The sequence below is a fragment of the Thioalkalivibrio versutus genome (genome assembly GCF_001999325.1).
GTDB lineage: Bacteria > Pseudomonadota > Gammaproteobacteria > Ectothiorhodospirales > Ectothiorhodospiraceae > Thioalkalivibrio > Thioalkalivibrio versutus.
Genome location: NZ_MVAR01000020.1, coordinates 49573 through 61142, shown reverse-complemented (window position 1 = coordinate 61142; position 11570 = coordinate 49573). Strand labels below are relative to the sequence as shown.

Sequence of the window (11570 nt, the reverse complement as noted above, 5' to 3'; positions counted from 1 at the left end):
GACCCACCCGGCCCGCCCCGCTACCTGCACTATCACCACAACAACGCGGCAGTGGCCGCATTCCAACGCGGAATCGCCGATGCCCTCGTCATGATCATCGAAGGCAACGTATTGCCGGTACGACCGGATATCGAAGGCACCCGCCAACGCCACATGTCGCTGGGCGACGGAAGCCTGGTGCGTATCCTCGCCCAATCCGAACGGTTCCCGGGGCTTACCCTTCTGGTACACGAACGTCTGGATCGCGACATCCCGCGGTTGCACCATCGCCTGATCACGCTGCAGCAGAGCCCGTCCGGCACAACACTCCTGAGGCATATCGGACACCGCGGATTCATCGAGGCGCATGCCGGCGAGTACGCGGCCTTCCAGGGTGCGCTGGATGAGTTGGAAGCCAAATTCGATCTCCGGGCCCCCATCCCGGCCGGGAACCCGACCCCGTAAGTTCAGCCCGCCGCATCCATCACGCCCACGCGCGGGCGCGGACCGCACCTGGGCTTTCGGCTTCTCCCCCGCTACCTCGCCATCCACCCACCCCAACGATCGCCACCGCCGCCCCCCGTGGCCTTCCCCACATTTCAAAGCGGGACGGGCATCCTTCGTCCAGTACCGTTAAAATGGGCGCGATAAATCCATGGCCGCACCACGCGGTGACTCTGGCGCGCACGCAACCCGGATTCCGTCGATGCCCCTTCCCGGCCCGGCTCCAACCAGCTCTGGCCCCACCCCTGCCGGCATCGCCCCACAGGCGTCGGCGCCCCCCATATGCGCCTGAATTTCGCCTGGCAGATCATTATCGGCACCGTCGCGATCCAGGTCGCGATGGTGGCAGCGCTGATGATCAGCGGCATCTCCCAGGTGCAGCAGAACCAGTCGCAGATGCTGGAACGCTTTGCCGAACAGCAGGGCCGCCTGCTCTCCAGCGCCCTGACCCCCGGCCTGGCCTACGCGGATCCGGCGATGCTGCAGGACCTGCTCGAACTCGTCGCGGACGACTCCAATGTCCTCTATGCCGTGGTACTCGATGCCCAGGACCAGCCGATGGCGTCGGTGGGCATCTCTCCCGACACCATCCCGGAACGCGCAGACGGCACGCGCACCACGCCCGGGCAGATCGAGATCCTGCGCGACATTGAGCTGGCCGGGCAACCGCTCGGGACCCTGGCGGTGGGCTATTCCACCGATGCGATCGACGCCCTGTCCGCCACCCTCCTGCAGCGCAACGTCCTGCTGGCACTGGGCGTGCTCGTGTTGTCCATGCTGGCCGCGGTGGTCTTCAGCCTGGTTATTACTCGCCGCCTGCGCCTGTTGAACCAGGGCGGCAAGGCGCTACAGGGCGGCCGTCTGGACCATCGCATCCCGGTGCGGTCGCACGACGAGTTCGGCGACCTCGCGCGCACCTTCAACGATGTCGCCGCCCATCTGGGGTCCACCCAGACCACCCTGGAACAACAGAACCAGCAACTGAACCGCTCGGTCGCACGCCTGGAGTCCATGCTCGGCGGTGCCAATGCGATCTTGTGGGAGGCTGACCCGCGCACCCACGAATGGGAGTTCGTGTCCGGCGACACCCGCCGTCTGCTGGGCTTCCCGGCCCACAACCTGGGCCGGGGCGAGCTGCGCGCCCGGCATATCCACCCTGCCGACCTGCCGCGCGTGCAGAACGCCGCCCGCGAGAGCCGGACCAGCCCGCGCACGGTGGACTACCGCTTCGCCCATCGCGACGGCCAGTGGATCTGGCTGCGAGACATTCTCTCCTGGGCCCGTGACGCGGACGGCCGGGAGAGCCTGCGCGGCCTGACCCTGGATATCACCACCCACCGACGCACCACCGATGCTCTGGCGGAAAGCGAGAACCGCTACCGCGACGTGGTGGACCACATCTCCGAGGTCATCTTCCGTACCGATGCCGAAGGCCACTGGACCCTGCTGAATCCAGCCTGGGAGGCCCTGACGGGGTTCAGCGTGGAAGAGACTCTCGGCCGCCCGCTGTGCGACTTTGTAGCCCCCGAGGACCACGACGACGCCCATAGCTTCTGTGCCACCCTCCTCGAGGGCGGCTCCCATTCCCAATCCGAGGAGATCCGTCTGCGCACCCGCGACGGTGACATCCGCTGGGTCAGCATCTACGCCAGTGCCCGCTTCGATGACCACGACCAGGTGATGGCGACCTTCGGCACGATGACCGACATCTCCGATCGCAAGCAGGCCGAGGACGAGATCCGGCGTCTCGCCTTCTTCGACGGGCTGACCCAACTGCCCAATCGCACCCTGCTGCACGACCGGCTGGGTCAGAGTCTCGCCAATACCGAACGCACCCGACTGCATGGCGCGTTGCTGTTCATCGATCTCGACAACTTCAAGGACATCAACGACACCCTCGGCCATGCAGTCGGCGACGACCTGCTACGCCAGGTCGCCGAGCGCATGCTGAACTCCGTGCGCGAGGCGGACACCCTCGCCCGCCTCGGGGGCGACGAGTTTGTCATCATCCTCAATGATCTCCACCCGGACCCGGCACGCGCGGCGACCCAGGCCGAGGCCGTGGGTCGCAAGCTCATCGAGATTCTGCGCGATCCATTCAAGCTGGCGGGACAGAGGCGGCACGTAACGCCCAGTATCGGCGCCACACTGTTCAGCGGCCGCAGTCTGAGCGTGGAGGAGATCCTCAAGCAGGCGGACCTCGCCATGTACCGGGCCAAGAACGCCGGGCGCAACACTGTGCGCTTCTACGACCCCGAGCTGCACCGCGCCGTCGAGGCCCGATTCGAGCTGGAGAGCGAGCTTCGCCACGCCCTGGATCAGGACGCCTTCAGCGTGCACTACCAGCCACAGGTGAACACGTCGGGCGCGGTCATCGGGGCCGAGATCCTGCTGCGCTGGAAGCACGCCAGCCGCGGGATGATCTCGCCCGCCGAGTTCATCCCCGTGGCTGAACAGACCGGTCTGATCGTCCCGATTGGCCGCAAGGTGCTGCGCGCGGCCTGTGAGCAGCTGGCCGCCTGGAAACACCAGCCCGCCTTTCGGGACCTCACCCTGTCGGTCAACGTCAGCGCGCGCCAATTCCGGCACAAGTACTTCGTGCGCGATCTGGCCGAGACGCTCGAGGCTACCGGCGCCCCGGGGCACCGCCTGAAGCTGGAGCTGACCGAGAGCATGCTGCTCGAAAACGTGGAGACCGTCATTGCCCACATCGAGGAATTGCGGAGCTTCGGCATCGAGTTCTCCCTGGACGACTTCGGGACCGGCTACTCCTCTCTCGCCTACCTCAAGCGACTGCCCCTCGCTCAGCTGAAGATCGATCAGTCCTTCGTCCGCGACGTCCTGGACGATCCCAACGATGCCGCGATCGCCCAGATGGTGGTCAACCTGGCTCACACTCTCGACCTGGACGTCATCGCCGAAGGTGTCGAGAACGACCAGCAGCGGGCCTTCCTGTTCGGCCTCGGCTGCCGCCACTTTCAAGGCTACCTGTACGGCCATCCCGACACGCTGGCAGAACTTGAGGCCCTGGTGCTGCGCCAGAGCGGCAACGGAAACGCCGCAACCCACCCCTAACCATTCGTATTATCCGAATCGTTTGAGCCGTTTTTCGCCATTTTCATTCGTATAAATCGGATCTAAGGTGGCGGGTATTGCAACCTAGCCAACCAGAGGCGACTCGCCATGAGCACCAAGATCCTGATCCTGTACTACTCCACCTGGGGCCACATCGAGCAGATGGCCGAAGCTGTGGCCCGCGGCGCCCGTGAGGTCCCGGAGACCGAAGTCACGATCAAGCGCGTCCCCGAGCTGATGCCGGACGACGTGGCTCGCAATGCCGGCGCCAAGCTCGACCAGGCCGCCCCCATCGCCAAGCCCGAAGAACTGGCGGACTACGACGCGATCATCATCGGCACCCCTACCCGCTTCGGCCGGATGGCCGCGCAGATGGCCAACTTCCTCGATCAAACCGGTGCCCTGTGGTTCGGCGACAAGCTGGTCGGCAAGGTCGGGAGCGTGTTCAGTTCCACCGCCTCGCAGCACGGCGGCCAGGAGACCACCCTGATCTCGACCATCGTGAACCTGCTGCACTACGGTATGACCGTGGTTGGTCTACCCTACACCGAGAAGCGCCTGCTCGATGTCAGCGAGGTCTGCGGCGGCACCCCCTACGGGGCGACCACGCTGGCCGACGGCGACGGCTCGCGCCAGCCGAGCGAGAACGAACTGGGCATGGCCGCCTCGCAGGGGCGTCACGTCGCCGAGGTCGCCCGGGCCCAGCGTCTGGGGCGCGACGCCGGCTGACCCGCCACAGGTACATCCCAAAGGGGCGCATGCCCTGGCCGGATGTTGCCCGGGGACAAACCCGGTCGGGCACAGGCCCGACCGTAGCTTCTGGGGACATCGATCCGCAGCACGACAAGGAGAGGATGGCAATGGACAACACGCTAGACGACAGTGGCAAGCTCGTACTCCGCCTGGCCCTCGGGATCATGATCCTGCTGCACGGCATCGCCAAGCTGACTGGCGGGATCAGCGGCATCGAAGGCATGGTTACCAACGCCGGACTCCCGGCGATCCTCGCCTATGGCGTCTACATCGGCGAGATCCTCGCCCCGATCCTCGTCATCATCGGCCTGTATTCGCGCATCGGCGCGGTGATTATCGCCATCAACATGCTCTTCGCCATCGCGCTCGCCCACACCCACGAGGTCTTCCTGCTCACCGGCACCGGCGGCTGGGCCCTCGAGCTGCAGGGCATGTTCCTGTTCACGGCCATCGCCCTGGCACTGACCGGTCCGGGCCGCCTGGCGATTAATCGCTGGTAGTCCCGGCCGTTTCCCGGGGCGGCGCAATGCCGCCCCTTTCGGGTACCATGCGCGACCCTGGCCCCCGCGCAGACATACCGCCATGCACAACGCCCAGACGCTGATCCTCGGCGCCCCGCAGATCCTCCCGGTCATTCCCCGCGACACCATCCTGCGGGATCACGCCCTGGTGATTCGTAACGGCGTGATCGAAGCCATCGAGCCGCAAGCCACCGCTCGCGCAAACCATCCCGACGCCGAGTACCGGGACCACCCCGGACAGGTCCTGATCCCGGGCCTGGTGAACGCCCATACGCATTCCGGCATGAGCCTCCTGCGCGGCATCGGCAGCGACCACACATTGATGGATTGGCTCAAGCGCTATATCTGGCCCGCCGAGGGCAAGCTGCTCTCCCCCGAATTCGTACGCGCAGGCACCCGCCTCTCCATAGCCGAGATGCTGCGCGGGGGCACGACGTGCTTCAGTGACATGTACCTGTTTGTGGACGATGCGGCCCGGGTGGTCGACGAGACCGGCATCCGCGCCTCGCTGGGCCTCACCGTGTTCGACTTCCCCACGCCCTGGGCAAGCACGGCAGACGAATACTTCCAGCGCGGCGCGGACGTCGTCGCGAACTGGGGGCACCATGACCGCATCGCCTTCAATGTCGCCCCGCACGCGCCATACACCGTGGGGGATACAAGCCTGGAGCGCGTGGCGGCCCGTGCCCGCGAACTGAACGTGCCCATCCACATGCATGTTCACGAGACGGCCAGCGAGGTCGCCGACGCCCTGCGCGACCAGGGCGAACGACCATTGGCCCGCCTCGCACGCCTTGGCATGCTGGACCAGCCCTTCATCGCGGTGCACATGACCCAGGTCGACGATACCGATCTGGATCTGCTGCGCGAACGCCCGATCTCCATCGCCCACTGCCCGGAATCCAATCTGAAACTCGCCTCCGGCTTCTGCCCGGTCACGCGGTTACAGGCCGCCGGCATCAACATCGCCCTCGGGACCGACGGCACCGCCTCCAACAACGATCTCGACATGATCGGCGAGATGCGGACCGCTGCACTGCTGGCCAAGGGCGTCAGTGGCGATGCCGCCGCCCTGCCCGCCACCGCCGCGCTGGAAATGGCGACGCTGGGGAGTGCCAAAGCCCTGGGACTCGCGGATCGGATCGGCTCCCTGGAGCCCGGCAAGCAGGCCGATGTGGTCGCAGTAGACCTGCAGGCGCTGGAACTGCAACCGGCGCACGACCCCAGTGCACAGATCGTTTACGCCGCCACCCGCGATGCCGTGCGCGATGTCTACGTGGCCGGACGGCCGTTGCTACGCGACCGCGAACTGCTTACGCTGAACTCGCAGGATCTCCACGCCGAAGCCGAGTACTGGCGCATCCGGGTGCTGGAAACCCAGCAGCCCACTGCCTGACTGCCTGAGCGAGACAGACGCCATGAGCCCCGAACCCCTCTCCCAAACTTCTGCGCACGCAAACGTCGATAGCGCCGAGATCCACAAATTCACCCATCGGGCCCACGAATGGTGGGACCCGAAGGGCCCCTTCGCCACGTTGCACGCGATCAACCCGTTGCGCCTCGAATGGATCGACGGCCAGGCCGATCTCGCCGGCAAGAAGGTGCTGGATGTAGGCTGCGGCGCCGGCATCCTCTCCGAGGCAATGGCGGTTCGCGGCGCTCAGGTCACCGCGCTGGACGCCGGCGCCGAACACCTGGAGGTGGCGCGCGAACATGCGGTGGAGGCAGGGCTTGAGATCCACTACCTGCACACCACCGCCGAGGCGCACGCCGAACGTCACGCCGGCGACTACGACGTGGTGACCTGCCTGGAGATGCTGGAACACGTGCCCGATCCGGATGCCGTCATCGACGCCCTTGCAAAGCTCGTGCGCCCCGGCGGCTGGCTGTTCCTGTCCACCATCAACCGAACTCCGCGCGCCTTTGCCGAGGCCATCGTGGGGGCCGAATACGTGTTGCACATGCTGCCCACCGGCACCCATGAGTACGGCCGCTTCATCCGTCCCTCCGAACTGGGCACCGCCCTGCGCCGCCACGGGTTCGAGGTCACCGCGATGACCGGCCTGACCTATTCGCCCCTGAGCGGGCGTTATCGCCTGGTCGCCCGCACCGACGTGAACTACCTGATGGCCGCCCGCCGCGACGAAGCCGGCCCCGACGAATGACCCACGAACTCGGATCGGTCCTGTTCGACCTCGACGGGACCCTGCTGGACACCGCTCCCGACATGCATGCGGCCCTGGTCACCCTGATGGCCGAACACGACCGTGCGCCGCTGGCGTTCGAGGTCGTGCGTAACTTTGTCTCCCACGGGTCCCGGGCCCTGGTGGATCTCGCCTTCCCGGACGCCGATCCCGCCTTCGCGGAGCATCTCAAGAAGCGCTACCTGGAGATCTACGCCCGCGACCTGTGCCGGACCACCGCCCTGTTTCCCAGACTCGCAGAGCTGCTGGACGCCTGCGAGGCCCGCGGCTGGTCCGTCGGCGTGGTGACCAACAAGCCGGGCTGGCTGACCGATCCACTGCTGGAGGCCCTCGGGCTGCATGCGCGCATGGCAGCCGTCGTCAGCGGCGATACCCTGCCCCAGCGCAAACCCGCCCCGGAACCCATGTGGCTGGCCGCCCGGCAGACTGGCCTGCCGCCGGAACGCCACTGCTACTGGGGCGATGCAGAACGCGACATCGCGGCCGGACGGGCCGCCGGCATGCCCACCCTGATCGCCAACTGGGGCTACATCGACGCCAACCAGCGTCCGGATCAATGGGGCGCCGATGCCGCCCTGGAACAGCCGAACGACTTCTGGGCCTGGTACGCCGACGGAGCCGCCACGGAGCCCGGGCTTGCGCGCTGAATCCGCCCACCCCGGCGCCCCGCACGCCGGAAACAGGGCCTGAGCACCCATGTCGCCCCGTATCCGTTCGGCCTACCGCCACTGTCGCCAGCGTGCCAAGGCGCATTACGAGAACTTCCCCGTGGCCTCCTGGCTGCTGCCCAGTCGCCTGCGCGGCCCCGTGGCGGCGATCTACTGCTTCGCACGCGATGCCGACGACCTGGCCGACGAGGACCCGCGTCCGGTCGCCGAGCGGCGCCAGGCGCTGCTGACGATGCAGGAACGGGTGCAGATCCTGGAAGACCCCGCCGCCGAACACGAACCCGAATGGATTGCCCTTGCCGACGCCCGCGCCCGCTTCGACCTCCCGGCCGCGCCGTTCTCCGACCTGATCGACGCCTTCCTGCAGGATCTGGAACAGACCCGCTATGCGACCTTCGGCGAGGTCATGGACTACTGCCGCCGCTCGGCCAACCCGGTTGGCCGGCTGATGCTGCACCTGAACGGCAACCCGACCGACGAGATGCTGGGGTACTCGGACGCCATCTGCTCGGCGCTGCAGCTGATCAACTTCTACCAGGACCTGCAGCAGGACCTGCAGGAGAACAACCGCATCTACCTGCCGCAGGAAGAGATGGACCAGTACGGCGTGACCGAAGCGATGCTGGCCACCGGGCAGACCACCTTCCAGCTACGCAACCTGATGCAGTTTCAATACGCCCGCGCCGACCGGCTGCTGCGCGCCGGGGCGCCGCTGGGCGGCCTGCTGCGCGGGCGCATGGGGCTGGAGATCCGGGCGATCATCAACGGCGGGGCGCGCATCCTATGGCGGCTGCGCCAGCAGGACGACGTCTTTGCCCGCCCGCGCCTGCGTACCCGCGACGCCTGGATCATCCTGAGCCACAGCCTTCGGCCGCGCCGCCGAAGACCGTAGGGATCGAGCCGCCGAGAACCCCTGGTTAAGCTGAGAGCTTAAAAGGCATCAAGCGGCAATGCCCTCGACCGTAAGGTGCTGGAGGTCAGTTCGTTCGCTAGCGTGCTCAAAGGTAATGGCGCAAACACCACCACTGGCATCGACATCCAGGGTAGTGTTCTCGTCAAGCGAGCGGGTTTCGGCCACGCTATCGCCTCGGAATTCGATATAAAGCGTATCCGTATCCCCGAAGTACTGGAGTTTCATGGCTGGAACCCTCGATCGAAAAAGGCGTTGTGAACGGTTTCTCCATCCGGCAGCAGAACAACGCGAAGGTAGCGTCCTTCAGCCTCCTCGACACGAGCCCATCTGCGGATACGCCCATCGCCTTGGACTTCTTCGCACAACGGTTGGTCGATTGCACTACTGATCCAGTGATCCCGGATCATTCGCCGATCCGGCCTCTCGCGTACAGTCTCGAAGTAACGTGTCGTCTTCACCGGAACGTCCCTGTTACCGGTTGCTATTGTTCAAAGCTTCCGCCGAGAACGGATCGCCGTCAAGCCGCTCACACTACCTTGCTGTAGCGCTGCGCGCTCTCCGTCTTCAGGTAGGCGTCGAAGGCCATGGCGACGTTGCGCAGCAGCAACCGCCCGCGCGGCAGGATTTCCAGGCGCCCCGCGCCGATCCGTACCAGTCCATCGGCCTCCATGCCCTGCAGCCGCTCCAGTGCATCCCCAAGGACCTCGCCGAACACGATCCCGTGGCGCGCCTCGATCGCGGCGAAATCGATGCGCGAGTGGCACATGAGTTCGGTAATCACGTCCCGGCGCAGCCGATCGTCGGCACTCAGTTCGAGTCCGCGAAAGACCGGCAGGCGCCCGGCATCCAGCCGCGCGTAATAGGCATCCAGTTCGCGCAGGTTCTGGCTGTAGGTGGCGCCCACCTTGCCGATAGCCGTCGGCCCCAGTGCCACCAGGTCGTACTCCGCCCGTGTGGAGTAGCCCTGGAAATTGCGCTGCAGCGTCCCGGCGCGCTGGGCCGTGGCCAGTTCGTCGTCCGGCAGGGCAAAGTGGTCCATGCCGATGTATACATAGCCGGCATCGGTCAGGCGAGCGATGGTGGTCTCGAGGATCGCCAGCTTCTCCGCGGCGTCCGGCAGGTCGGCCTCGCGGATCTGGCGCTGAGTCTTGAACATCTGCGGCAGGTGCGCGTAGTTGTAGATCGCCAGGCGCTCCGGGCGCAGCTCCAGCGCGCGTTCCAGGGTTGCGGTATAGGTCTCCACCGTCTGCAAGGGAAGGCCGTAGATCAGGTCCAGGTTGGTAGATTCGAAGCCGTTGGCCCGCGCCTTCTCCACCGCCTGCGCGGTCACCTCGAACGGCTGGATGCGGTTCACCGCCCGCTGCACGTTCGGGTCGAAATCCTGCACCCCGAGGCTGATCCGGTTAAAACCCAGCTCGCCCAGCAGCGGGATGGTCCCGGGCCGCACCGCGCGCGGATCAATCTCGATGGAGAACTCGCGGGCATCGCTTTCGTCCAGGCGGAAGTGCCTCGCCAGCGTCGCCATCACCCGGCGCAGATCGTCATCGCCAAGATAGGTCGGCGTGCCGCCCCCGAAGTGCAGCTGCCCGACAGTGCGTTCCCGATCGAACAGCTCGCCCTGCAATTCGGCCTCGCGCTCCAGATACTGCAGGTAGCGCTGGGCGCGCTGGTAATTTCCGGTGATGACCTTGTTGCAGGCGCAGTAGAAGCACACCGTGTCGCAGAACGGGACATGCACGTACAGCGACAGGGGGCGCGCCGGATCGGCCCCGTTGGTCGCCTGCGCCGCCTCGGCATAGGCGCGGTCGTCGAAGCCCTCGTGAAACTGTGGCGCGGTGGGATACGACGTGTACCGCGGCCCACTCACGTCGTAGCGGCGCAGGATTTCGGGATCAAACACCAGGCGTTGTTCCATTGGGAGCTCCACAGCCGTCGCCGCGCACTCGCGACCTTGGTTCTGCAGACTACGGCCGCACGCCAGGCCCGAGCTTGATACAGGTCAACAATCCGCCTTCGGCGCCCTCTCCCGCCCCCTGTGCTGCCTGTGCTAGCCTTCTCCTCCCTGTTCGACACCCGCCACGCGAGAGCGCATGTCCCCCGACGAGTATTGCGAGGAGAAGGCCGCGCAAAGCGGCTCCAGCTTCTACTACGCGTTCCGCTTTCTGGAACCGGATCGCCGTCGCGCCATCACGGCGCTGTACGCCTTCTGCCGGGAAGTCGACGACATCGTCGACGAGGTGAGCGAGGAGAGCATTGCGCGCACCAAGCTCGACTGGTGGCGCCAGGAGATCGAGCGCCTGTTCGCCGGCGAACCCCGCCACCCCATCACCCAGGCACTGCAGCCGCATATCGCCGCCTTTGACCTCGGGCGCGAGTATTTCGACGAGATCATCGACGGCATGCAGATGGATCTCGACTACGACAGCTATCCGGACTTCACCACGCTGTCGCTGTACTGCTACCGCGCGGCCAGCGTCGTGGGCATCCTGTCCGCTCACATCTTCGGCTACACCGATCGGCGCACTCTCAAGTACGCCCACGACCTCGGCATGGCGTTGCAGCTCACCAACATCCTGCGCGACGTGCACGAGGACGCCATGCGCGGCCGCGTGTACATCCCCATGGACGAGCTCAGCAAGCACGGGGTCAAGCCGGAGGAATTCCAGATCAACATCACCGACGACCGCCACCGCGCCCTGTTCGCGGAGCAGGCGGAACGGGCGCGACGCTACTACGAACGCGCCGAGGAACACCTCCCGGACGCCGACCGCTACGCCCAGCGCCCGGGCCTGATCATGGCAGCCATCTACCGCACCCTGCTCGACGAGATCGCGGACGATGGCTATCGCGTGCTGGAACACCGCGTACGCCTGACCCCGATCCGCAAGCTGTGGATCGCGTGGCGCACCGCGCGCCGCCTGAAGCGCGAACAACGCCGCCGCGCGGCCTGATG

Annotated in this window: 11 protein-coding genes; 9 read left to right on the top strand and 2 right to left on the bottom strand. The window is 66.2% G+C overall.

The window, feature by feature from the left end; genetic code table 11:
• The 8 genes from B0684_RS08190 to hpnC all read left to right on the top strand — a co-directional run.
• On the top strand, positions 1 to 444 hold a 444-nt coding region (locus tag B0684_RS08190), incomplete at its 5' end, for a PhnD/SsuA/transferrin family substrate-binding protein (protein ID WP_143592452.1).
• A gap of 321 nt (positions 445 to 765) precedes the next feature.
• The gene (locus B0684_RS08185; protein ID WP_018650071.1) at positions 766 to 3558 is read left to right on the top strand and encodes a bifunctional diguanylate cyclase/phosphodiesterase; all 2793 of its coding nucleotides are present in this window, start codon (positions 766 to 768) and stop codon (positions 3556 to 3558) included.
• A 108-nt stretch (positions 3559 to 3666) separates the two neighbouring features.
• Positions 3667 to 4287, top strand: a complete 621-nt coding sequence (gene wrbA / locus B0684_RS08180; protein WP_018169875.1) for an NAD(P)H:quinone oxidoreductase — start codon at positions 3667 to 3669, stop codon at positions 4285 to 4287.
• Between the two features lie 131 nt (positions 4288 to 4418).
• The gene (locus B0684_RS08175; RefSeq protein ID WP_018169876.1) at positions 4419 to 4811 is read left to right on the top strand and encodes a DoxX family protein; all 393 of its coding nucleotides are present in this window, start codon (positions 4419 to 4421) and stop codon (positions 4809 to 4811) included.
• 82 nt (positions 4812 to 4893) lie between these two features.
• Entirely contained in the window at positions 4894 to 6228 is a 1335-nt protein-coding gene (locus B0684_RS08170; RefSeq protein WP_018169877.1) for a TRZ/ATZ family hydrolase, read from the top strand.
• A gap of 22 nt (positions 6229 to 6250) precedes the next feature.
• Positions 6251 to 6997: a bifunctional 2-polyprenyl-6-hydroxyphenol methylase/3-demethylubiquinol 3-O-methyltransferase UbiG gene (ubiG, locus tag B0684_RS08165; RefSeq protein ID WP_018145562.1), complete on the top strand. Its 747-nt coding sequence runs from the start codon at positions 6251 to 6253 to the stop codon at positions 6995 to 6997.
• Positions 6994 to 7683: an HAD hydrolase-like protein gene (locus B0684_RS08160; protein WP_018650070.1), complete on the top strand. Its 690-nt coding sequence runs from the start codon at positions 6994 to 6996 to the stop codon at positions 7681 to 7683. Before ubiG ends, B0684_RS08160 begins: the two co-directional genes overlap by 4 nt.
• A gap of 49 nt (positions 7684 to 7732) precedes the next feature.
• A complete protein-coding gene (gene hpnC, locus B0684_RS08155) occupies positions 7733 to 8596 on the top strand; it encodes a squalene synthase HpnC (protein ID WP_018176716.1) in 864 nt (287 codons plus the stop codon).
• A gap of 48 nt (positions 8597 to 8644) precedes the next feature.
• Here hpnC and B0684_RS08150 read toward each other — a convergent pair whose 3' ends face one another.
• Together B0684_RS08150 and hemN are read right to left on the bottom strand one after the other, a co-directional pair.
• Positions 8645 to 8842, bottom strand: coding sequence for a DUF2283 domain-containing protein (locus B0684_RS08150; protein ID WP_018145559.1), 198 nt, complete (start codon positions 8840 to 8842; stop codon positions 8645 to 8647).
• A gap of 301 nt (positions 8843 to 9143) precedes the next feature.
• Entirely contained in the window at positions 9144 to 10532 is a 1389-nt protein-coding gene (gene hemN / locus B0684_RS08140) for an oxygen-independent coproporphyrinogen III oxidase (RefSeq protein ID WP_018650069.1), read from the bottom strand.
• Between the two features lie 175 nt (positions 10533 to 10707).
• Between hemN and hpnD the strand changes: the two genes are divergently transcribed.
• Positions 10708 to 11568 carry a presqualene diphosphate synthase HpnD gene (gene hpnD, locus B0684_RS08135; protein ID WP_018169881.1) on the top strand — a complete coding sequence of 287 codons (861 nt, stop codon included), beginning with the start codon at positions 10708 to 10710 and terminating at the stop codon, positions 11566 to 11568.
• Positions 11569 to 11570: the final 2 nt, after the last annotated feature.